The following is a 19931-nucleotide window of genomic DNA, read 5'->3' on the forward strand; positions in this document are numbered from 1 at the left end:
AAACGTCAGGCGTGTTGACCGACCTGCCCGAGGCGGAACTCCGCCGCCACCGCAGCGACCTGCGCGAACCATCCGACTTCGACGCCTTCTGGGCCGACACGCTCGCGCAGGCCCGCTCCTGCGGCGAGCCCGTCGAGGTGACACCCGTGCCCACCCCGCTGGCCGGGGTGGACGTGTTCGACGTGACCTTCCCCGGGTTCGCCGGTCAGCCGGTGCGGGCCTGGCTGCGGGTGCCCCGCGGCGCGTCCGGCCCGGCGCCGGCGGTCGTGCAGTACGTCGGCTACGGCGGCGGGCGCGGCCACCCGCTGGAGAACCTGCTCTGGTCCGCGGCCGGGTTCGTGCACCTGCAGATGGACACCCGGGGGCAGGGTTCCGGGTGGAGCCGGGGCGACACCCCGGACGTGGCCGCGGCCGGACCGCAGGCCCCCGGGATGGCCACCCGCGGGGTGGAGGACCCGCGCCGGTACTACTACCGGCGTTTCCTCACCGACGCCGTCCGCGCGGTGGACGCCGCCCGCGGCCTGCCGGCCGTCGACCCGGACCGGGTCGCCGTGCTCGGCCACAGCCAGGGCGGCGCGGCCGCGCTGGCCGCCGCCGCGCTCGCGCCCCGGGTCCGTGCCGCGGTGGTCCACGTGCCGTTCCTCTGCGACGTGCCGCGCGCCGTGACGCTCACCGACTCGGCGCCCTACCGGGAGATCCGGGACTACCTGGCCGTGCACCGCGACCGGGAGGAGCAGGTGCTGCGCACGCTCGGCTACGTCGACGGGGTGGCGTTCGCCCGCCGCGCGACCGTGCCGGCCCGCTTCTCCGTCGCGCTGATGGACGACATCGTGCCGCCGTCGACGGTCTACGCCGCCTACCACGACTACCGCGGCGACAAGGAACTGGCGGTGTGGCGGTGGAACGGCCACGAGGCGGGCGGCGTCGACGACGACGCGGCCGCGCTGGACTTCCTCCGCGCCGCCCTGGACGGCTGACCGGCGGTCGATGCCGGCCCGGGCGCCGGGTCGGGCTGGTAGACACGGCAGGGTGGGCACCGGCAGACGCGCGGCGACGGTCCTGGCCGTGGCCGCCGTGGCGCTCGCCGCGGCCTGCCAACGGCCGGCGCCGCGTCCGGCCCCGCCGTCGCCCACCCCGACCGGCCCGCGCGCCCCGGCCGACGTGGTCGACCTGGCCGCCGTCGACCCGACGATCCGCACCGACATCCGGTACGCCGGCCCGCACAACTTCGTCGGCCGGCCGATCGACGGCTACCCCGAGCCGCTCTGCCTGCTCACCCGCCGGGCCGCCGAGGCGTTGCACCGGGTGCAGACCGCGGCGCTGGCCGGCGGCCACAGCCTGAAGGTCTACGACTGCTACCGGCCGCAGCGGGCGGTGGACGAGTTCGTGGCCTGGGCCAAGCGCCCCGACGAGCAGCGGATGAAGGGCGAGTTCTATCCCGACGTGCCCAAGGACCGGCTCTTCGCCGACGGGTACATCGGCGCGCCGACCGCGCACAGCCGGGCCAGCACGCTCGACCTGACCCTGGTCCCGGTGCCCGGCCCCGAGCCGGCCCGGTACGTGCCCGGCCAGCCCCTGGTGCCGTGCACCGCGCCTGCCGGCCGTCGCTTCGCCGACGACTCGGTCGACATGGGCACCGGGTTCGACTGTTTCGACCCGCGCGCCCACACGGACGACGCCCGGGTCACCGCCGCCGCCCGGGACAACCGGGAACTGCTGCGGGAGCTGATGAGCGCGCAGGGCTTCGAGAACTACCCGCGGGAGTGGTGGCACTACCGCTACGTCGACGAGCCGTACCCGGACACCTGGTTCGACTTCCCGGTGGCCCGGTCCTCGCTGCGGTGATTGCCGGCACCTCATGATCCACACCGGCTAGGCTGCCGGCGACCGCCGCCGTCCACCATCGGCGGGCCGCCGGCCCGCCCGGAGAGGATCCACCGTGCCGACCGAACGGATCGGCCCGCCGCTGCGGGCCGGTGAGCGGGAGACGCTGCGCGCGTTCCTCGACTTCCACCGCGCCACCCTGGCCCTCAAGTGCGAGGGGCTGACCGACGAGCAGCTGCGCCGGCCGGCGTCGCCGCCGTCCACCCTCTCCCTGCTCGGGCTGCTGCGGCACATGGCCGAGGTGGAGCGCACCTGGTTCCGCCGCGTCATCGCCGCCGAGGACGTGCCGCTGATCTGGTCGGAGACCGGCGACTTCCAGGCGGCGTACGACGCGCGGGAGGCCGACGGCGCGCAGGCGTGGGAGGCGTGGCGGCGGGAGGTCGCGCACGCCCGCCGCATCGAGCGGGAGGCCGAGTCGCTGGACGTGACCGGCCACCAGGCCCGGTGGGGCGAGGACGTGTCACTGCGCCTGGTGATGCTGCACATGATGCACGAGTACGCGCGGCACAACGGCCACGCCGACCTGATCCGCGAGGCCGTCGACGGCACCGTCGGCGCGTAAGGCCGGGCCCCCGGTTAACGCCTCCGGTAGAGGAGGGGCCCCCTCTTGACACGTCGATCACCGTGCGCGGGACCGAGGTCCCGCGCACCGGGCCCTCCGGCCCTGCCCCCGCCCACCGCCGCGGAGAAGCGTGGGAGGTGACAACGGCGTGAGGAGGAGCCATGAAGGCACTCGTGTACGGCGGGCCGGGCGAGAAGTCCTGGTCCGAGATCCCGGACCCCACCGTCGCCGGCCCTCGCGACGCGATCGTCCGGGTCGACGCGGTCACCATCTGCGGGACCGACCTGCACATCCTCGGCGGTGACGTGCCCGAGGTCCAGCCGGGCCGGGTGCTCGGCCACGAGGCGGTCGGCACGGTCGTGGCGGTCGGTGACGGCGTCGCCAACCTCGCCGAGGGCGACCGGGTCCTCGCCTCCTGCATCTCCGCGTGCGGCGTGTGCCGCTACTGCCGCGAGGGCGTCTACGGGCAGTGCCTCGGCGGCGGCGGATGGATCCTCGGGCACACCGTCGACGGCGTGCAGGCCGAGTACGCGCGTATCCCGTTCGCCGACCTGTCCACCTACCGGCTGCCCGAGACGGTCTCCGACGAGGCCGCCGTGCTGCTCGCCGACATCCTGCCCACCTCCTACGAGGTCGGCGTGCTCAACGGCGGTGTGCGCCCCGGCGACACCGTGGTGGTCGTCGGCGCCGGCCCGATCGGCCTGGCCGCGATCCAGACCGCCCGGCTCTTCTCGCCCACCCACGTCATCGCCGTGGACAAGGCGCAGAGTCGGCTCGACGCGGCCAAGCGGTTCGGCGCCGACCTGACCGTCCTCGTCGACGACGACCCGCTCGACGTGGTCCGTTCGGTCACCGCCGGACTCGGCGCGGACGTGGCCATCGAGGCGGTCGGGGTGCCGGCCACATTCGAGCTGTGCACCACGCTGGTCCGCGCCGGCGGACGGGTGGCCAACATCGGCGTGCACGGCGCGCCGGCCACGCTGCACCTGGAGCGGCTGTGGATCCGCGACGTCACCATCACCACCGGCCTGGTCGACACCCGCACCACGCCGAAGCTGCTGGACATGCTGGTCGCCGGCCAGCTCGACACCGCGCACATGGTCACCCACCGGTACGCGCTCGACCAGATCGTCGAGGCGTACGACGTGTTCTCCCGCCCGGCCGAGACCGGCGCGCTCAAGGTCGTGCTGACCCGTCGCTGAGGGAGGTGCCCGATGACCCCACGAACCAGGTGGACCCTGGCCGGGCTGGCCGCCATGGCGGTGGCGGCGGTGGTCGCGTACCCGGTGCGGGTGCGCCGACCGCGACCAGCCCGGCGGTGAGCCCACCGTGCCGCGTCCCCGGCCGCGCGCCGGGGGCGCGGCGCGCCGGTCAGGGCCGGCGCAGCGGCAGCCAGGCCAGCACGTCCTGGATCCGGGCGTCCCAGTAACCCCACTCGTGGTCGCCGGGACCGAAGTCGACGGTGAGCGGCACCCCGCGTCGCCGGGCGGCGTCGACGAACCGGACGTTGTCCTCGTGCAGGAAGTCCTCGGTGCCGCAGGCGACGTAGAGCGCCGGCAGGTCGGCGCCGGCCCGTTCCAGCAGGCCCACCGTGTCGTCGTGCTCCGGCGCCGGCCGGTCGCCCCACACGGTGTGCCACACCGCCGGGTCGACCGGCCGGGTCGGGTGGTCCCGCCGGCGCACCACGTCGAGCGCCCCGGAGAGACTGGCCGCCGCGGCGAACCGGTCCGGGTGGCGCAGCGCCCACTTCACCGCGCCGTAGCCGCCCATGGACAGGCCCGCGACGAACGTGTCCTCGCGCCGGGCGGAGAGACGGAAGAACGACCGGCACACCTCGGGCAGCTCCTCGGTGAGGAACGTCCAGTACCGGTTGCCGTGCGTCTCGTCGCAGTAGAAGCTCCGCTGCACCTGCGGCATCACCACGGCCAGGCCGAGCGGGGCGACGTAGCGCTCGATCGCGGTGCGCCGGGTCCAGACCGTGTCGTCGTCGGTCAGGCCGTGCAGCAGGTAGAGCACCGCTGGGTCGCCGTCGGCCACGGCGCCCGGCATGCCGATGCCGGCCGCGCCCGCCTCGGGCAGCAGCACGGTCATCGAGGTGCCCATGCCGAGGGCGGAGGAGAAGAAGTCACACCTGATCCGGGCCATGAGCCGGCAGCGTACCCCCGGCGAGGGACCGGAAGGGCCCGACGGAGTTCGGATCGACCGTTCCTATTGCCCTGGGCGGTCGGTCGGGACAGGATGGCCATGCGTGCCGGAAACATGACCGTAACCTGCACGCGCTGCTGGTCTCTGTCACGAGGAAGTGGGAGTCAGTCATGAGCGACGTCTCGGCGGCACTGGGTGTGCGCCTCTACCCGGACCTGGTCGAGCCCGGCGGTCTGGCTCCCGCGCTGACGCAGACCGCGACCGCCCACCAGCTCGACGTCGGCCGGGTCACCGCCCCCGAGCAGGGTCGCAGCCGGTTCACCTGCGCCGAGACGACCTCCGACCGGGGCGTCGTCTGCGTCAGCCTCGGCGCGCAGGCCCGCTACTTCATGATCGACCTGCGGGTGGACGGCGAGGTCCAGGCCGGGGCGACGCCACCGACCTGCTCCAGGTCGCGCAGGTGGCCGCCGCCTGGCGGGCCGGCACCACGCTCGCCGAGCTGACCGCCCGCTACCCGTTCATGGAGGAGATGAGGCGCCACCCGGTGGCGCACGCCGGCTAGGGGCGACCGGTCCCGCCGCTCGCGTCGGCTGACGTGACGCCGTGGAGCACACGGCCCGACTGATCACCCGGAGCTGCACCACCGGTTGGGCGGACTGGATCCACGGTGAACTCTGGTTGTTGCCGCACCTGCTGGTGCGCCGTCGGCTGAGCCTTCGGGAGACCCGCGCGCACGCCAACGGGCGGACGGTTCCGCACCCGCTGCCCGAGGTGCCGGCGTCGACCCTGGACCTGGCCGCCGTCGCCGCCGCCCACCCCTCCAACAAGGTCCTGGCGCTGGACGACGTGATCGGGGCCCGCCTGCACCGGGGGGTCCTCAGTGACCGGCTGGCGCTGACGATGCGCGACGGTGGCCGCCACAAACTGCTCTGGCTCCGGGTCGATCCCGCGTACGAGGTGCTGGGCCCCGCGCTCGCCGAGTCGCTGGGCGACCGTCTCCGGCGGGACTGACCGCGCGGATATCGGGTTGCCGCCACGTCCGCCGCGCCCGTACCGTGAGCGGGCACCGTCGACCTGATCCACCCGGGGGAGCCCACCGTGTCGCAGCAGAATCGCACCCGAGCCGAGCGGCCCGCGCCGCGCGGTGGTGCCCTGCTGTCCGAACCGGGCACGTGCCGCCGCCGTCGGCAGCGGCAACCAGGGTGGTGGCGCGTCTAGCGCCGGCGCGACGATCCGCGCGAACCGCCCGCCCCCAGACCGGAGCCGGGCGGTTCTCCGTGTCCGGGGCACCTTCGAGACGGCGTCGGCCGTCCCGGGGCCGTTGGAGCAACTGGCAGCTCACCCGGTTCTCAGCCGGGAGGCTACGGGTTCGAGTCCCGTACGGCCTACGTCAGACGGACACGAGCAAGGAGACGACGATGGGTTTCACCCCGCTGGCCGGTACCCGGGCGCCGGTCCGGGTCTGGACCGACCCGTACACGATCGAGGCGCAGGCGGCCCGGCAACTGCGTAACATCGGCGCGCTGCCCTGGGTGCACGGCGTCGCGGTGATGCCGGACGTGCACTTCGGCAAGGGCGCGACGGTCGGGTCGGTGATCGCCATGCGGCAGGCGGTGTCGCCGGCCGCGGTCGGCGTCGACATCGGCTGCGGCATGTCCGCGGTGCGTACCTCGCTGACCGCTGTCGACCTGCCCGACGACCTCGCGTCGCTGCGGTCGGCGATCGAGGCGGCGATCCCGGTCGGCTTCGCGATGCGCGAGGACGCGGTGGACCCGCGCCGGATCCGCGGGCTGGAGCAGGCCGGCTGGGACGACTTCTGGCGCCGGTTCGGCACGCTCGACCGGAAGGTGGCCCAGCTCCAGACCCGGGCGCAGCGTCAGCTGGGCACGCTCGGCGGCGGCAACCACTTCATCGAGGTCTGCCTGGAGCAGGGCGGCCCGGACGACGGTCGGGTCTGGTTGATGCTGCACTCCGGTTCCCGCAACATCGGCAAGGAGCTGGCCGAGCGGCACATGGCGGTGGCGCGCGGGCTGCCGCACAACACCGACCTGCCCGACCGGGACCTCGCCGTGTTCCTCGCCGGCACGTCGGAGATGGAGGCCTACCGCCGGGACCTGTGGTGGGCGCAGGAGTACGCCCGGCGCAACCGGGCCGTGATGCTCGCCCTGCTCTGCCAGGTGGTCCGGGAGGCGTTCCCGCGGGTGGGTTACGACGAGCCGATCTCCTGCCACCACAACTACGTGGCGGAGGAGAGCTACGACGGGGTGGACGTGCTGGTGACGCGGAAGGGGGCGATCCGGGCCGGCCGGGGGACCTGGGCATCATCCCCGGCTCCATGGGCACCGGCTCCTACGTGGTGCGCGGCAAGGGCAACCCCGACGCGTACTGCTCGGCGTCGCACGGCGCCGGCCGGCGGATGTCGCGGGGGCAGGCGAAGCGGACGTACAGCACGGAGGACCTGGCCGCGCAGACGGCCGGGGTGGAGTGCCGCAAGGACGCCGGGGTGGTCGACGAGATCCCCGGCGCGTACAAGGACATCACCCAGGTGATGGCCCAGCAGGACGACCTGGTCGAGGTGGTCGCCCACCTCAAGCAGGTCGTCTGCGTGAAGGGCTGAGCGGCGGGGCCGGCGTCGAGGGGGCGCCGGCCCTACCGGGCGCGGCGGCGAGCAGCGCGGCGGTGGCGAGCAGCGGTCTCACGGCTCCTCCCCGTCCTCGACGTATTCGAGCAGGTCGCCGGGCTGGCAGCCGAGCACCCGGCACATGGCCTCCAACGTGCTGAACCGGACCGCCTTGGCGCGGCCGTTCTTCAGCACCGCGACGTTGGCCGGGGTCAACCCGACCCGCTCGGCGAACTCGCCGACGCTCATCTTGCGCTTGGCCAGCTCGACGTCGATGCGGACCACGATCGGCATCAGATCACCGCTTCCATGTCGGTGCGCAACGTCGTGGCCTGCCGCAGCAGCGCGCGCATCACGACCATCAGCAGCCCCAGCACGCTGACGCCGGTGGTCAGCAGGAACAGCAGCAGCGGCAGCCCCGGGTCGTCGGCGTGGAAGCCGACGTAGAGGAAGACGCCCACCAGCACCAGCCAGGCGGCGGCGATCGCCCAGACGATCCCGTCGACCCAGGCCAGGGACGCCGGGGTGAAGATCCGGTCGTTCTTGACCAGGGTGAGCAGCTGCCAGGTGCAGACGATCACCACCTGCACGCAGAGCACCCAGAAGATGGTCACGGCGGTGGCCCCACCTCAGGTACGCCATGTCCGGGTCCTCCCGGGCCATGTGCGCGAACTGCCCGGGCAGCGACATGGTCTGGAACAGGACCAGGATCCCGAACAGCAGGACGAGGAAGGCGCGGAGAGGTGTCACCGCGCGTTGCGCTGTCAGCATGCATCGACTATCGCGCGGAAGCTATCGAAAGTCAATCGGTCCATAGGGATGCGCTCAGCCGTACACCGGGTGTTCGGCCTGGAAGGCGAGCCGGCGGTCCGCGTCGGCGGCCAGTTCGGCGAGCACGTCGTCCAGCTCCAGGAACGTCTGCCAGCGCTCCTGGCCGGTGATGCCGGCGAGCCGGTCCACCACGAGCTGCTCCAGGTCGGTGACGCGGCGGCCCTTCCACACCTTGTCGGCGAGGCTGACCAGCAGGTCCTCCAGCTGCACCCCGGGGGAGTGCCAGGCGGCGTGGGTGACCGCGAAGCGGGCCCGCTCCTCGGGTACGCCGAAGCGCAGCAGCAACTGGTAGCCGGCCTCCTCGTGCTCCGCGCCGGGGCCGGTCAGCTCGGCCGGGTGTTCGACCTTGCCGAGGTCGTGCACGGCCGCGCCGAACAGCACCGCCTGCCGGTCGAACGGCACCGCGGGGAACCGATCGGCGAACGCGGCGGTGAGGTGCCACGCGACGTCGTGCACCAGCCGCAGGTGCGCGCCGAGGCGCGGCGGCGCCGCCAGGGCGGCCAGCAGTTCGGTGGCCACGCCGGGCAGCGGGAGCAGCGGCGGATCGCCCGGGTCGGTCAGGGCGCGGTGCAACGCGTCGGAGGTCACCGGGGCGAGGGTACCCGCCGCCCGGCCGGTCACCGTGCGTGGTGACCGAGAAGCCGAAGGTGAATGGTCCACTCGTCTGATGCCGGAACGACTGTCCTGTCCGGAGGGTGGACGAGACTTCTACCACGGGGGTTCCTCATGACCGCAATGAACAGGCGCGCCCTGCTGCGTGCCGCCGCCCTGACCGGGGCGGCCGCCGCGACCGGCATCGCCGGCTCGCCCGCCGCCGCCGCCGAGATCGTGAACGGGCCGTGGATCGTCACCGGCCCGGGTGTGCTCCAGATCAACCGGGGCCGCACCACCCCGCAGGTTCTGCTGCCCGACGGCACCGACGCGACCGTCTCGCCGGACGGGCGTTACCTGGCCGTGGTCGACCAGAAGCCCGCTCCCATCTTCGACCCGGTCCTCAACCTGCACGATCGGGTGACCGGGCAGAGCCGCACCCTGATCACCGATCCCTTCGGCGCCCACTACGGGTGGCCGACCTGGTCACCCGACGGCACCGAGATCGCCATGGTCATCCGCGACACCACGCTGGTCGCGGTGAACGTCGCCACCGGCGCCCGGCGGATCCTCGTCGAAGGCCACCGCATGTTGCGGCCCAACTGGTCCCGCGACGGCTCGATGATCGTGATGGAGTGGATCAGCCGCTCGGAAGGGCACCAGCTCCGCGCGCTGGAACTGGCCACCGGGAAGGTGCGCCGGGTCTACCAGCCCGAGCCGGGCGAGACCTTCGGCTGGCCGGTGTTCACGCCCGGGTCGAACCGCGTGGTGTTCAGCACCAACCGGTGGACCCGGGACGTGGAGATCGTCGGTGGGTCCCTCGGCTCGGTGCGCGTCGGCGGCACCGGCCTCAAGCGGCTGACCGACGAGCCCCGGGTGTTCCTGTCGCCGGTGTTCTCCCCGGACGGGCGCTACTGCGCCGCGCTGTCGGTGCCGCCCACGAACGAGTACCCGGACGGCGGCAACATCATCGTCTTCACCAGTGGCTTCGGCGAGCCGTGGTGGATCCCGGGCGACGAGTACGACGACAGCATGCGAGTGGACTGGGCGCGGGCGATCTGACACCCGCCGGGACGCGGCGGCCGGCGTGCCGGCCGCCGCGTCCCCGTGTCCGGGGTGGAGTTCCAGCCCGACGGCCGGCGGCGGTGCGAGGCTTGGGGGCGGACGCCGCCGACGGGGCCGGGTCCGCCGTGGAGGGATGATGGCCGAGCCGCCGACCGGGACGTCGTCGCACCGCGCCCAGGCGCACGGCCGGCACGCCAACCATCGCCGCTACCACGACGGCGCGGAGGTCGACGGGTACGTCGACGACCCGTACCACCGGGTGCGTCGCGCGGTCGCGGCCCGGCTGGTGACCGACGGGGTGACCGGCGACGGGCCGGTGCTGGAACTCGGCTGCGGACCGCGCGGCATGCTCGACCCCACCGCGCTGGCCGGCCCGCTCGTGCTCGCGGACGCGGCCGAGGCCGCGTTGGGCACCGCCCGGCGGGCGGCCGGCGGCCGGGCGCTGCCGGTCTGCCTGGACGCCACCCGGGGGCTGCCGTTCCGGGCCGGCAGCTTCGCCGGGCTGCTCGCCGGCGAGCTGATCGAGCACGTCTACGACCCCCTGGCGCTGCTGCGCGAGTGCCACCGCGTCCTGGCGCCGCACGGCCTGCTGGTGCTGACCACCCCGAACCTGGCGCCGGTGCAGGATCGGCTGGCGTTCCTCGCCGGGCGCGCGCCACGCCAGGTCGACCCCCTGCACCCCTACCTGTGGCTGCACATCCGTCCCTTCACCGCGTCGCTGCTGCGGCGGACGCTGCGCCGGGCCGGGTTCACGCCACTGGCGATGCGTTCCAACGAGGTCGGCTGGCGGCTGCCCGGCGGGCGGTGGCTCGCCTCGCGGTGGCTGGCCCGGGCCGCGCCCGGCCTCGGCGGATCGCTCATCTGCGCGGCCCGTCGCGGCGGCGCACCGCCACCGCCCCGAAACGCCCCGTGATCGCGACATTGACAAAGGGCTATCATGGAGGCTCCGTCGTCGACCGGGGGATGTCATGACGCGCCTGTTCGCCTGGGTCGTCACCAATCTCGACGCGTTCATCGGCCTGCTGCTGGCCGTCACGGTGGCCGTGCTGGGCCTGACCAACACGGTCAGCCAGGACGTGGTCAACAGCGCCATCCTGCTGGTCCTCGGCCTGCTCGCGCAGGCGGTGCTGCGGGACCGGCTGCGCCGGCGGACCGCCGAGCAGCAGGTGCGTCAGGTCATGGTGGACACCCGGGACCGGCTCACCGACCTGGTGCCGCAGATGCGCGAGATCACCGGCCCCGAGGGCGCGCTGAACCGGGCCCGGGAGGCCATCGACAGCGTCTCCATGGTGCGGGTGCTGCACGGCAGCGAGGTCGGCCAGACGCTCGCCGAGGCCCGCCGGCACACCGACCGCTGGACCTTCAAGGGCGGCACCGGCACCTACCTGCGCGCGGTCACGTTGCCGGAGTGCCTGGAGCACGCGCGCCGCCGCAACGCCACCCTCACCGTCGCCGTCGAGATCATCGACCCGACCGACGAGGACGTCTGCGAGCGGTACGCGCGGTTCCGCCGCAGCCTCGACCCGGACGCGCCGGGGGAGCGGTGGACGGTCGACCGGACCCGCAAGGAGTCCTACGCGACGGTGCTCGCCGCCTGCTGGCACCTGCAGCGTTCCGGCCTGCTCACGGTCGAGGTGCGGCTCTCCGCCCAGATGACCACGTTCCGCTACGACCTCTCCTCCTCCTGCGTGGTGATCACCCAGGAGAACCCGCAGACCCCGGCGCTGCGCATCGACCGGGGTGAGCTCTACTACAACCGGTTCAACATCGAACTCGACTACAGCCGCAAGCAGAGCCGGCGGGTGCCGATCGAGGCGGCCGGTCAGGTCAAGCTCGACGACGAGCCGTCGGTCGAGCAGGTACGCCGGCTGTTCGCCGCGCTCGGGCTGACGCTGCCCCGGTCCTTCGGCGACCGCGAGGTCGCCGACATCGTCGGCAAGGCCATCCAGGCGAGGAATCCGTACGCATGACGAGCTACGCCGACCTCGAACGGGAGATCGACCGGGGCACCCGGCCGGACCTGCTGCGCGACTGGGTGCTGGACGTGCTCGCCGATGTCGCCGACGGGCGGCGGGCCCTGCGGGCCGTCCGGCACCCGCTCGGGTTCACCTGCCTGCCGGTCGAGCGCGACGGGCCGGACGGGATCTGCGTGCACGCCTGGCCGGCCGACCCGCCGCCGGTGCGACCGACCACCTCGACCATGCACTCGCACAGCTGGGACCTGCTCAGTCACGTGCTGCACGGCACGGTCCGCAACGAGCTGATCGACATCGACGACGCCGCCGCCGACCCGGCCTGGCGGATCTACGAGGTGCACAGTTTCGGCGAGGTGGACGAGATGGCCGCCACCGACCGGTTGGTCACCGCGACGACCGCCACCGTGGAGACGCACTCGGCCGGCGACTCGTACGCGCTGCGCGCCGGCGGATTCCACACCTCGGAGGTCGACGCCGGCGCGCCGGCGGTGACCGTGGCGCTCGGCCGGACCACTCCCGGCGCGTGCGACCTGAGCCTCGGCGCGGTGGACGGGCGCAGCCACCGGGTACGCCGGGACCGCTGCGACGCGGCGGAGACCGCGCGGATGGCGCGGGAGATCGCGCGACTGGTGGCACGGGGCTGACTGGCTGGAGGAGCCGTGGACGTGGAGCCGAACAGAGGCGGGCCCGACCTGCGCGACGCGCACCGGTTCGCGGTGGAGGTGGCCCGGGCGGCGGGCCGGCTGCTGCGCCGGGGCACCCGGGGCGAGATGCACGCCCGGGCCAAGAACGACTCCGGTGACCTGGTCACCGATCTCGACCTGGCCGCCGAACGGCTGATCGTGGACCGGATCCGGGCCCGCTGGCCGGAGCACGGGGTGATCGCCGAGGAGGGTGGCGAGTACGCCCCGGACACCACCTGGGCGTGGCTGGTGGATCCGCTCGACGGCACCAACAACGTGGCGATCGGGCTACCCGCGTACGTGGTGGGCATCGCCCTGTGCGAGCGCGGCTCGCCGGTGCTCGGCGTGGTGCACGACCCGGTCGCCGGCCACACCTGGTCCGCGGTCCGGGGCCGGGGCGCGTTCGTGCACGCCTCCGGCCCGGTGGGCCGCCCGCTGCGCGCCGCCCACCGGCCGGTGCCGGCCGCGCCGGTGCTGGCCTGGACCCAGGGGCACGAGGTACGCCGGGACGACAGCACCGCCCGGGCGCTGAAGGTGGTCCTCGACACCACCGCCCGCCGGGTGCTCCAGCTCTGGGCGCCGCTGCTGTCCTGGGTGATGCTGGCCCGGGGCGACATCGACGGCATCATCGGCTACCGCCCCGAGTCGATCGACCTGCCGGCCGGGATGCTGCTGGCCGTCGAGGCCGGCATGGCGGTGCGGGCTCTGGACGGCGGCACGTTCGACGACCGCTACGGCTGCCCGGCCGAGCGGCGCAGCTTCGTGGCCGGCCCGCCGGAGACGATCGACCGGCTGGTCAAGCTGGTCACCGCGGCTCAGTGGATCGAGCCGCAGGTGCGCCGGCTCACCCCGGTCGGTCTCGGCTCGGTCGGTTGGTGAGCTGACCCGCGCCGGGGGCGGCCCAGCAGTGGGCGCCCCGGAACCGCACCCCCGGCACGTCCGCGAGCAGGCGCTCCGGGTCGACCAGATCGGCCAGGGCCAGCGGCAGGTCCGCCCGCAGCGCGGTGGCGGCCTCGTCGAGGGTGTCCGCCTCGTCCGCCCAGTCGATGTCGGCCTGCCGCAGCTGCCGCTCGGCGAGCGCCGTCACCGCGCCCGGGTCGTCGACCACGACCTCGACACGGCAGTAGACGTGCACCACCACCGGCTCGTCGTCCCGCACGCCCGGCAGGATCCCATCCGGCGCGCCCTCGGCGCCACCGGGATCCGCTAGCCTCCTCCGATGGCCGCCAGACAGCTCAAGCTCGGGCTCCGGGTGCGCGACCTCGACCGCTCCCACCGGCTCTACCTGCGCCTCGGCTTCCGACAGATCCCCCAGGAAGGCCAACCGCACCTGCGCTACCTGACCTTGGGCCACACCTGGCTGATCCTGTCCGACCTGCATCGGCACGGGCACCACAACGACGACCGGGAGCGCGTGGTCAAGGCCGGTCCGCCGGGACTGGGCGTGGTGCTCACCGTCCCCACGACCGACCTGGACGCCACGTACGCGCTCTGGCGCGACGAGGGACTGCCGGTCACGCTGGAACCGGAGGACGTCGGCTGGGCGAGGATCTTCTACGGTCTCGACCCGGACGGCTACGAGGTGATGTTCGAGCAGTTCCACCCGGTGACGCGCGCCTGACCGGGTTCACCGGTCCACAGTGCGCGCCAGCGTCTCCAACAGGCGCTCCAGGTCCGCCCGCTCGCGGTCGGTGAGGCCACGCAGGAGGGCCGCCTCGTTGGCCAGATGCTCCTCCACGAGCCGGTCGACCAGGGCCAGCCCGGCGGGGGTCAACCCGACCACCCGGGCGCGCGCGTCGGTCTCGTGCGTCGCCCGGGACACGAGCCCGCGGGCGATCAGCCGGTCCACCCGCTTGGTGACCGCTCCGGTGGTGACGAGCATCCGGTGGCTCAACTGCCCGGGCGTGAGCGTGTGCGGCGCGCCCGCCCGGCGCAGTGCCGCGAGCACGTCGAACTCGCCGTTGCCGAGACCCGCGGCGGCGAGCGGCGGACGCAGGGCCGCGTCGAGGGCGTCCGCCAGCCACTGGATCCGGCCGACGACCAGCATCGGGCTCGGATCGAGGTCCGGCCGCTCGCGACGCCACTGGCCGACGATCTCGTCGATGTGGTCACTGTTCACTATTGCATCTTACCTTCCATGGAAGATAAGTTCTCTTCCATGGAAGATGCTCTGGTCGATGCGTCGTCGCCGACGGTCACGGCCTACGTGGACCCGTCCTGCCCGTTCGCCTGGATCACCTCCCGCTGGCTCCTGGAGGTGGCCCGCCTCCGTCCGATCGCCCTGCGCTTCGAGGTGATGAGCCTGGCCGTGATCAACGAGCACCGCGAGCTGGAGCCGTGGTATCGCGAGTTCAACGACCGCGCCTGGGGGCCGGCGCGGGTGTGTGCGGCCGCAGCCGCGCACCACGGCTCCGCCGCCCTCACGCGTCTCTATCCGGCGCTCGGTCGCCGGATCCACGACGAGGACGACAAGAACCTGGACACCGTCGTTCCGGCAGCCCTGGCCGAGGCGGGTCTTCCCCTCGACCTGGCCGACGCCGCCCACCACGGCGACGTCGATGCCCTGATGCGGGCGAGCACCGCCCGCGCGCAGGAACTCGTCGGTGAGGACCTCGGGACGCCGACCGTGGTCGTCGACGACGTGGCCTTCTTCGGCCCGGTGCTCACCTCGATCCCTCGCGGCGACGAGGCGCTGCGGGTCTTCGACGGCGCCCGCCTGCTGGCCACCTGCGGAGCCTTCTCCGAACTCAAACGCGCCCGCGCGGAGGGGCTCAGCTTCGCCTAGCCCCGTCGCCACGGCGCGCACCGGCGCGCTGAGCCCGCCGCGCCAGGAAGTCGTCCCAGGTCCGTACGCCGACCGTCGCGCCCGGCCGGGCCAGGTTGGCCCCCTCCCGGTACGCCCGGCCGGCCCGCCCGGGAATCCGCACCGGCACCCGTAGCCGACGCCGGCCGGTGGCGGTCAGGTAGCCCGTCAGCAGCTCGTCGACGCCGTGCGTACCAGGGCCGGCCAGGTCGGGCGTCAGGCCGGCGGGTGCGCCGAGCGCCAGCTCCACCAGCCGCGCCGCCACCTCGCCGGCGTCGACGGGTTGCAGCCGCAGCCCGCCGGGGACCGGGACCACCGGCAACCTCGCCATCGTCGCCAGCATGGTCAGCACCAGATCGTGGAACTGGGCGGCCCGCAGCACCGTCCACGGCAGCCCCGAGTCGACCACCGCGCGCTCGGCGTCGAGCTTGGACCGCATCCAGGCCAGCGGCACCCGGTCGGCACCGACGACGGAGACGTGCACCAGGTGCGTCACACCGGCCCGGCGTGCCGCCCGGACCAGGTTGCCGGCGGCCCGGTCGTCGCCCCTGGCGCCGCCGGCCAGGTGCAGCACGGTGTCGACGCCGCGTACCGCGGGGACGAGGTCCGCGTCGGTGAGCAGGTCGGCGGTGACGTGGGTGACGCCGTCACCGGCCCGGCCGCCGCGCCGGCTGAGCACCCGGACCGGGTGCCCCGCCGCCCGCAGCAGCGGTACGACGTGCCGGCCGAGCGTGCCGGTGCCGCCGGTGACCAGAATGGGTGTCGCCATGGTGTCCTCCCCGTCGGGGTCGTGGTGTCACCTCCCCGACCCGGGGCGGTGGGCCGGTGTGACCGATGTGATCGCGGTCACCTGTCGTCACGTCCGGGTGCCGGCGCGGGTCGGGACGGTAGGCGGAAGGGGAGGCTGTGACGGTGGGTGACACCTTGGCGGAGCGGTTCGAACGGCAGCGGCCCCGGCTGCGGGCGGTGGCCTACCGGCTGCTCGGTTCGCTGTCCGAGGCCGAGGACGCCGTGCAGGAGACCTGGCTGCGGCTGGCCCGCGCCGACGCCGGCGCGATCGACAACCTGGACGCCTGGCTGACCACTGTGGTCGCCCGGGTCAGCCTGAACACGTTGCGGTCCCGTGCCGCCCGCCGGGAGGACCCGCTCGACGGCCACCTGCCCGACCCGGTGGTGGAGCCGGACGCCGACCCCGCGCGCGCGGCGGTGCTCGCCGACACGGTGGGCCTGGCGCTGCTGGTGGTGCTGGACACGCTCACCCCGACCGAGCGGCTCGCGTTCGTGCTGCACGACATGTTCGGGGTGCCGTTCGACGAGATCGGCCCCCTGGTCGACCGCTCGCCGGCGGCGGCCCGGCAGCTCGCCAGCCGGGCCCGCCGTCGGGTACGCGGGCAGGCGCCCGCCCCGGACCCGGACCTGGCCCGTCAGCGCGCGGTGGTGGACGCGTTCCTGACCGCCGCCCGCGACGGCGACTTCGACGCGCTGGTCGCGGTGCTCCACCCGGACGTCGTGCTCCGCTCCGACGGCGGGACCGCGCGGGCCCGGCACACCACCGTGCTCACCGGCGCGCCGACGGTGGCCGCGCAGGCGACGACGTTCGGCCGGCTGTCCCCGTACGCGCGACCCGTGCTGGTCAACGGCGCCGCCGGGGTGCTGGTGAGCACCGGCGGGCGGACGCTGTCGGTGATGGCGTTCACGATCGTGGCCGGACGCGTCGCCGCCGTGGACGTGATCGCCGACCCACGCCGGCTGGCCGCGCTCGGCCTCGCCGGCTGACTCGGAAGCGGTGTCAGCGCACGACGACCAGGTTGGCCATGTCGACCACCGGCCGGAAGCCGAGCCGTGCGTAGAGCCGGTTCGACGTCGGGTTCGCCTGGTCGGTGTAGAGGCACACCCGGGCGCCCTCGGCCCGCAACAGGCGGCTGACCTCGGCGACCGCGGCGGCGGCCCAGCCCCGGCCGCGCTGCTGCGGCGGCGTGTAGACCGGGCCGACCCGGGCCACGCCGAACGACGTCGGGTTGGCGGCGGTGAGGTGCACCGGCCGCCCTGCCGGGTCGGTCCACAACCAGACCCGCCCGCCCCGGATGCGGCGGAGCAGCTCCTCGCGGTCGGGCGTCTCGTGGGCGCTGGCGCCGCGCGCGCGGCCCGCCTGCTCGTCGGCGTCGGCCATGAACGCGTCGAACCACGCGGCGACCAGGTCGACGTCGTCCTCCGCGGCGACCCGCAGCGCGCCCGGGGTCGACGCGGGCGGCACCAGCTCGTCGAGTTCGTGCAGCCGGGTGTGCTGGGCGACCTCGACCCGGCCGCCACCGAGACGGGCCACCTCGGCGGCGCACTCGCGGGCCGCCGGCAGGGCCCCGTTGACCGCGGTCACCTCCTCGCCGCGCTCGTGCCACGTCCGGGCCAGCGCGACGGCCGCCTCCGTCGGCATCGGCAGCAGGAACGGCGGGCGCGGCGGGAAGGGGGCGGCCCGCATCCCCACCCCGACCACCGCGCCGCGGGCGTCCCGGACCACCAACCACCAGTCGCCGTCGGGTGTCGCGACCCCGTCGGCCCGGCGGACGGCGGCCCGGTTCGTGACGCTGGCGACCACGGTGCCGACCACCGGGTCCGCGGCCAGGTGGTCGCCGGCGACGGCGAGGAACTCGCCCGGATCGGCATGGAAGTGGAGGGTGGGGGCGGCGGTCATGGACGCACGCTAGCGGCCGGCCGCCGCCGCGCCGAAACCCTTTTCCGCGGCGTCCGGCCCGAGGGCTCGTCCGGCGGCCAGCTCCGCGAACCAGCGTCCGCCGGCCGGTCGCACGTCGCGCACGGCCAGGCCGGCCGTCGCGGCGGGACCGTGCACCGCCCGGGTGTCCAGCCGCGCCCAGCCGAAGCTGGGCCCCCGGCGCCGCCCGGAGACCACGTACGCCTGACCCTGCCAGGCGCCGCTGCCCGGCGGCTCCAGCTCGACCAGGACCGTGCCGTCCGGGTGCAGCAGCTCCCGGCACCGGCGCAGCAGGCGCCCCGGATCGCCGCCGATGCCGATGTTGCCGTCCAGCAGCACCACGTGCCGCCACCGGCCCTCGGCGGGCAGCGGATCGAACAGGTCGGCCCGCAGCGCGACCGCGCCCCGGGACCGGGCCAGCGCCACCGCCCGGGCGCACACGTCGACCCCGAGCGTGGTCACGCCGGAGCGCGTCAGCGCCGCGGTGAGCCGGCCCGGGCCGCAGCCGAGGTCCAGCGTCGGCCCGTGGCAGCGGTCCACGACCGCGGCGATCGCCGGCTCCGCCCGGCCGTGCCACCGCTCCACCGGCAGCCGGCGCCGCACGCCGTCGGCCTGCACCAGCCAGTGCGCGCCGGCCCGCCGCCGCAGCGCGGCCCCGAAGCCGTCCCGCGGCTCCACCGCGGTGCTGAGCCGGCTCACCGGTCGCCGCCGGGCACCAGGACCGGCCGCAGCGCGGCCACCTCGCGGGCGAACCGTCCGCCCGGCGCGGCGCGGGCCACCGCCCGCGCGTCGGCCCAGTCGTCCACGTCGCGCAGCGTCGGCAGCGCCGCGACCCGCAGGCCGGCGCCGACCAGCGCCGCGTGGGTGAGCCGGCCGGTGTCGGCGGTGGACATCGGCACGCCGCGCAGCGCCGCCGCGCGCCTCGGATCCCGCAGCCCCAGCGCCCACCAGCCGCCGTCCGCCGCCGGCCCGAGCACCGCGTCGGTCCCGGGCAGGGCCAACCGGCGCACGGCGGCGGCCAACCGTGCCGGGGTCAGCTGCGGGGTGTCCATGCCGATCTGGAGCACCGGCCGATCCGGGTACGCGTCGGCCGCGTCGGCGTGCGCGTGCGCGAGCCGGTCGGCCAGGCCGTCACCGCGCTGCGGCAGCACCGCCCACCCGGCCACGGCGGCGGCCAGGTCCGCCCCGTCCTCGGCGTCGGCGAGACGCCCGGCCAGCGCCAGGACCGGCACGACACCCGGGGTGGCGGCGACCGCGTCCACCGTGTCGCGCAGCGCCGCGGCGGCGATCCGGGCCGCCCGCACCGGGGACGCCGGTGGGCAGAGGCGGGTCTTCACCGCGCCGGGCACCGGCGCCTTCGCCATCACCAGCAGGACGGTCACCGCCGGCCGTCCACGGTGCGCAGGACCGTCAGGAAGTCGCGGGTGGCCCGGACCGTGCCGCGTACCGAGCCGGACACCTTGGACCGGGTGCCGGCGGCGCGCGGGGCGTAGCGCACGTCGTGTTCGTGGATCCGCCAACCGGCCGCCGCCGCCCGGATCATCAGCTCCAGGGGGTAGCCGAACGCGCGGTCGGTGACCCCGAGCGCGAGCAACGCCTCCCGCCGCGCGACCCGGATGGGGCTGAGGTCGCGCAGCGGCACCCCCCGCTGCCGCAGCAGCGCGGCGACCACCGCGGTGCCGGCCCGGGCGTGCCACGGCCAGGCCGAGGTGGACACCGGCCGCCGGCGGCCCACCGACAGGTCGGCCGTGCCGGCCGCCACCGGGGCGACCAGCGCCGGCAGCTCACCGGGATCGAACGAGCCGTCCGCGTCCAGCACGCAGACCAGCTCGGTCTCGGCGTGTTCCAGCCCGGTGTGCACGGCCGCGCCGTAGCCGCGCCGGGGCTCGCGTACCACCCGGGCGCCGTGCCGGGCGGCCACCTCGGGCGAGCCGTCCCGGGAGCCGTTGTCCACCACGATCGCCCGGTAGCCGGGCGGCAGCGCGCCCAGCACCCCGGGCAGGGCGGCGGCCTCGTCCAGGCACGGCAGCACCACGTCGATCTGTGTCCGCATGCCGCCGACGC

Annotated in this window: 25 protein-coding genes, 1 tRNA gene and 1 pseudogene; 16 read left to right on the forward strand and 11 right to left on the reverse strand. The window is 74.8% G+C overall.

Going from position 1 to position 19931, the window contains the following annotated elements; translation table 11 throughout:
* Positions 1 to 11: 11 nt before the first annotated feature.
* The 4 genes from CO540_RS02855 (at position 12) to CO540_RS02870 (ending at position 3648) form a co-directional block, all read left to right on the forward strand.
* Positions 12 to 977: an acetylxylan esterase gene (locus CO540_RS02855; RefSeq protein WP_099160790.1), complete on the forward strand. Its 966-nt coding sequence runs from the start codon at positions 12 to 14 to the stop codon at positions 975 to 977.
* A 10-nt stretch (positions 978 to 987) separates the two neighbouring features.
* A complete protein-coding gene (locus CO540_RS02860; RefSeq protein ID WP_099160791.1) occupies positions 988 to 1845 on the forward strand; it encodes a M15 family metallopeptidase in 858 nt (285 codons plus the stop codon).
* A gap of 94 nt (positions 1846 to 1939) precedes the next feature.
* Complete coding sequence (locus CO540_RS02865; protein ID WP_099160792.1) at positions 1940 to 2446, forward strand: DinB family protein; 507 nt, start codon at positions 1940 to 1942, stop codon at positions 2444 to 2446.
* Positions 2447 to 2607: 161 nt separating this feature from the next.
* The gene (locus tag CO540_RS02870; protein ID WP_099160793.1) at positions 2608 to 3648 is read left to right on the forward strand and encodes a zinc-dependent alcohol dehydrogenase family protein; all 1041 of its coding nucleotides are present in this window, start codon (positions 2608 to 2610) and stop codon (positions 3646 to 3648) included.
* 169 nt (positions 3649 to 3817) lie between these two features.
* Here CO540_RS02870 and CO540_RS02875 read toward each other — a convergent pair whose 3' ends face one another.
* Entirely contained in the window at positions 3818 to 4591 is a 774-nt protein-coding gene (locus tag CO540_RS02875; protein WP_099160794.1) for an alpha/beta hydrolase family protein, read from the reverse strand.
* A gap of 170 nt (positions 4592 to 4761) precedes the next feature.
* Here CO540_RS02875 and CO540_RS02880 point away from each other — a divergent pair, with 170 nt between their 5' ends.
* From CO540_RS02880 to CO540_RS02895, 4 genes and pseudogenes are all read left to right on the forward strand, one after another.
* Positions 4762 to 5094, forward strand: coding sequence for a hypothetical protein (locus CO540_RS02880; RefSeq protein WP_253866392.1), 333 nt, complete (start codon positions 4762 to 4764; stop codon positions 5092 to 5094).
* A 100-nt stretch (positions 5095 to 5194) separates the two neighbouring features.
* Complete coding sequence (locus CO540_RS02885; protein WP_099160795.1) at positions 5195 to 5602, forward strand: hypothetical protein; 408 nt, start codon at positions 5195 to 5197, stop codon at positions 5600 to 5602.
* A 304-nt stretch (positions 5603 to 5906) separates the two neighbouring features.
* Positions 5907 to 5979 (forward strand) — tRNA-Glu (locus CO540_RS02890).
* Between the two features lie 30 nt (positions 5980 to 6009).
* Positions 6010 to 7208 (forward strand): annotated as a pseudogene (locus CO540_RS02895) (RtcB family protein).
* A 78-nt stretch (positions 7209 to 7286) separates the two neighbouring features.
* On the opposite strand, the gene CO540_RS02900 reads toward CO540_RS02895, so the two are convergent.
* The 3 genes from CO540_RS02900 to CO540_RS02910 form a co-directional block, all read right to left on the reverse strand.
* Positions 7287 to 7505 (reverse strand): helix-turn-helix transcriptional regulator, encoded by a 219-nt coding sequence (locus CO540_RS02900; RefSeq protein WP_091574225.1) that lies wholly within the window; start codon positions 7503 to 7505, stop codon positions 7287 to 7289.
* Positions 7505 to 7825: a DUF2975 domain-containing protein gene (locus CO540_RS02905; RefSeq protein WP_253866394.1), complete on the reverse strand. Its 321-nt coding sequence runs from the start codon at positions 7823 to 7825 to the stop codon at positions 7505 to 7507. The genes CO540_RS02900 and CO540_RS02905 overlap by 1 nt, the downstream gene beginning before the upstream one ends.
* Before the next feature lie 211 nt (positions 7826 to 8036).
* Positions 8037 to 8630 (reverse strand): HD domain-containing protein, encoded by a 594-nt coding sequence (locus CO540_RS02910; RefSeq protein WP_091577565.1) that lies wholly within the window; start codon positions 8628 to 8630, stop codon positions 8037 to 8039.
* Positions 8631 to 8768: 138 nt separating this feature from the next.
* Here CO540_RS02910 and CO540_RS02915 point away from each other — a divergent pair, with 138 nt between their 5' ends.
* The 5 genes from CO540_RS02915 (at position 8769) to CO540_RS02935 (ending at position 13236) form a co-directional block, all read left to right on the forward strand.
* Positions 8769 to 9695, forward strand: coding sequence for an LpqB family beta-propeller domain-containing protein (locus CO540_RS02915; protein ID WP_099160796.1), 927 nt, complete (start codon positions 8769 to 8771; stop codon positions 9693 to 9695).
* A 139-nt stretch (positions 9696 to 9834) separates the two neighbouring features.
* Positions 9835 to 10611, forward strand: a complete 777-nt coding sequence (locus CO540_RS02920; protein ID WP_099164560.1) for a class I SAM-dependent methyltransferase — start codon at positions 9835 to 9837, stop codon at positions 10609 to 10611.
* Between the two features lie 55 nt (positions 10612 to 10666).
* Positions 10667 to 11668, forward strand: coding sequence for a hypothetical protein (locus CO540_RS02925; RefSeq protein ID WP_091574230.1), 1002 nt, complete (start codon positions 10667 to 10669; stop codon positions 11666 to 11668).
* A complete protein-coding gene (locus CO540_RS02930; protein ID WP_099160797.1) occupies positions 11665 to 12318 on the forward strand; it encodes a hypothetical protein in 654 nt (217 codons plus the stop codon). The genes CO540_RS02925 and CO540_RS02930 overlap by 4 nt, the downstream gene beginning before the upstream one ends.
* A 21-nt stretch (positions 12319 to 12339) precedes the next feature.
* A complete protein-coding gene (locus CO540_RS02935; protein ID WP_253866396.1) occupies positions 12340 to 13236 on the forward strand; it encodes an inositol monophosphatase family protein in 897 nt (298 codons plus the stop codon).
* On the opposite strand, the gene CO540_RS02940 is transcribed toward CO540_RS02935, so the two are convergent.
* Positions 13202 to 13516, reverse strand: a complete 315-nt coding sequence (locus CO540_RS02940; protein WP_099160799.1) for a hypothetical protein — start codon at positions 13514 to 13516, stop codon at positions 13202 to 13204. The genes CO540_RS02935 and CO540_RS02940 overlap by 35 nt on opposite strands.
* A 60-nt stretch (positions 13517 to 13576) precedes the next feature.
* Between CO540_RS02940 and CO540_RS02945 the strand changes: the two genes are divergently transcribed.
* Complete coding sequence (locus CO540_RS02945; protein WP_099160800.1) at positions 13577 to 13978, forward strand: VOC family protein; 402 nt, start codon at positions 13577 to 13579, stop codon at positions 13976 to 13978.
* 6 nt (positions 13979 to 13984) lie between these two features.
* On the opposite strand, the gene CO540_RS02950 is transcribed toward CO540_RS02945, so the two are convergent.
* The gene (locus CO540_RS02950) at positions 13985 to 14476 is read right to left on the reverse strand and encodes a MarR family winged helix-turn-helix transcriptional regulator (RefSeq protein WP_216642328.1); all 492 of its coding nucleotides are present in this window, start codon (positions 14474 to 14476) and stop codon (positions 13985 to 13987) included.
* A 39-nt stretch (positions 14477 to 14515) separates the two neighbouring features.
* Here CO540_RS02950 and CO540_RS02955 point away from each other — a divergent pair, with 39 nt between their 5' ends.
* On the forward strand, positions 14516 to 15142 hold the full coding sequence (locus tag CO540_RS02955; protein WP_099160801.1) for a disulfide bond formation protein DsbA: 627 nt from the start codon (positions 14516 to 14518) through the stop codon (positions 15140 to 15142).
* Here CO540_RS02955 and CO540_RS02960 read toward each other — a convergent pair.
* Positions 15129 to 15929 carry an SDR family oxidoreductase gene (locus CO540_RS02960; protein WP_099160802.1) on the reverse strand — a complete coding sequence of 267 codons (801 nt, stop codon included), beginning with the start codon at positions 15927 to 15929 and terminating at the stop codon, positions 15129 to 15131. The genes CO540_RS02955 and CO540_RS02960 overlap by 14 nt on opposite strands.
* A 137-nt stretch (positions 15930 to 16066) precedes the next feature.
* On the opposite strand from CO540_RS02960, the gene sigJ reads away from it, so the two are divergent.
* Positions 16067 to 16936 carry an RNA polymerase sigma factor SigJ gene (gene sigJ, locus CO540_RS02965; RefSeq protein WP_172967779.1) on the forward strand — a complete coding sequence of 290 codons (870 nt, stop codon included), beginning with the start codon at positions 16067 to 16069 and terminating at the stop codon, positions 16934 to 16936.
* Positions 16937 to 16949: 13 nt separating this feature from the next.
* Here the strand turns inward: sigJ and CO540_RS02970 are convergent, their stop codons facing one another.
* The 4 genes from CO540_RS02970 to CO540_RS02985 are packed head-to-tail and all read right to left on the reverse strand — an operon-like array spanning position 16950 to position 19920.
* The gene (locus CO540_RS02970) at positions 16950 to 17849 is read right to left on the reverse strand and encodes a GNAT family N-acetyltransferase (RefSeq protein WP_099160803.1); all 900 of its coding nucleotides are present in this window, start codon (positions 17847 to 17849) and stop codon (positions 16950 to 16952) included.
* A 9-nt stretch (positions 17850 to 17858) separates the two neighbouring features.
* Positions 17859 to 18566 carry a methyltransferase domain-containing protein gene (locus CO540_RS02975; protein ID WP_172967780.1) on the reverse strand — a complete coding sequence of 236 codons (708 nt, stop codon included), beginning with the start codon at positions 18564 to 18566 and terminating at the stop codon, positions 17859 to 17861.
* Entirely contained in the window at positions 18563 to 19249 is a 687-nt protein-coding gene (locus CO540_RS02980; RefSeq protein WP_099160804.1) for a DUF2064 domain-containing protein, read from the reverse strand. The genes CO540_RS02975 and CO540_RS02980 overlap by 4 nt, the downstream gene beginning before the upstream one ends.
* Complete coding sequence (locus tag CO540_RS02985; RefSeq protein ID WP_091574238.1) at positions 19246 to 19920, reverse strand: glycosyltransferase family 2 protein; 675 nt, start codon at positions 19918 to 19920, stop codon at positions 19246 to 19248. Before CO540_RS02985 ends, CO540_RS02980 begins: the two co-directional genes overlap by 4 nt.
* Positions 19921 to 19931: the final 11 nt, after the last annotated feature.

The sequence above is a fragment of the Micromonospora sp. WMMA2032 genome (genome assembly GCF_002688545.1).
Taxonomy (GTDB): domain Bacteria; phylum Actinomycetota; class Actinomycetes; order Mycobacteriales; family Micromonosporaceae; genus Micromonospora; species Micromonospora sediminicola.

Bases quoted from the DNA above. Each gene is read 5' to 3' on its own strand.
- CO540_RS02860 (WP_099160791.1), top strand. From the start codon at position 988: ATGCCGGCCCGGGCGCCGGGTCGGGCTGGTAGACACGGCAGGGTGGGC.
- CO540_RS02870 (WP_099160793.1), top strand. From the start codon at position 2,608: ATGAAGGCACTCGTGTACGGCGGGCCGGGCGAGAAGTCCTGGTCCGAG.
- CO540_RS02875 (WP_099160794.1), bottom strand. From the start codon at position 4,591: ATGGCCCGGATCAGGTGTGACTTCTTCTCCTCCGCCCTCGGCATGGGC.
- CO540_RS02880 (WP_253866392.1), top strand. From the start codon at position 4,762: ATGAGCGACGTCTCGGCGGCACTGGGTGTGCGCCTCTACCCGGACCTG.
- CO540_RS02900 (WP_091574225.1), bottom strand. From the start codon at position 7,505: ATGCCGATCGTGGTCCGCATCGACGTCGAGCTGGCCAAGCGCAAGATG.
- CO540_RS02915 (WP_099160796.1), top strand. From the start codon at position 8,769: ATGACCGCAATGAACAGGCGCGCCCTGCTGCGTGCCGCCGCCCTGACC.
- CO540_RS02920 (WP_099164560.1), top strand. From the start codon at position 9,835: ATGGCCGAGCCGCCGACCGGGACGTCGTCGCACCGCGCCCAGGCGCAC.
- CO540_RS02925 (WP_091574230.1), top strand. From the start codon at position 10,667: ATGACGCGCCTGTTCGCCTGGGTCGTCACCAATCTCGACGCGTTCATC.
- CO540_RS02930 (WP_099160797.1), top strand. From the start codon at position 11,665: ATGACGAGCTACGCCGACCTCGAACGGGAGATCGACCGGGGCACCCGG.
- CO540_RS02945 (WP_099160800.1), top strand. From the start codon at position 13,577: ATGGCCGCCAGACAGCTCAAGCTCGGGCTCCGGGTGCGCGACCTCGAC.
- CO540_RS02955 (WP_099160801.1), top strand. From the start codon at position 14,516: ATGGAAGATGCTCTGGTCGATGCGTCGTCGCCGACGGTCACGGCCTAC.
- CO540_RS02960 (WP_099160802.1), bottom strand. From the start codon at position 15,929: ATGGCGACACCCATTCTGGTCACCGGCGGCACCGGCACGCTCGGCCGG.
- CO540_RS02970 (WP_099160803.1), bottom strand. From the start codon at position 17,849: ATGACCGCCGCCCCCACCCTCCACTTCCATGCCGATCCGGGCGAGTTC.
- CO540_RS02985 (WP_091574238.1), bottom strand. From the start codon at position 19,920: ATGCGGACACAGATCGACGTGGTGCTGCCGTGCCTGGACGAGGCCGCC.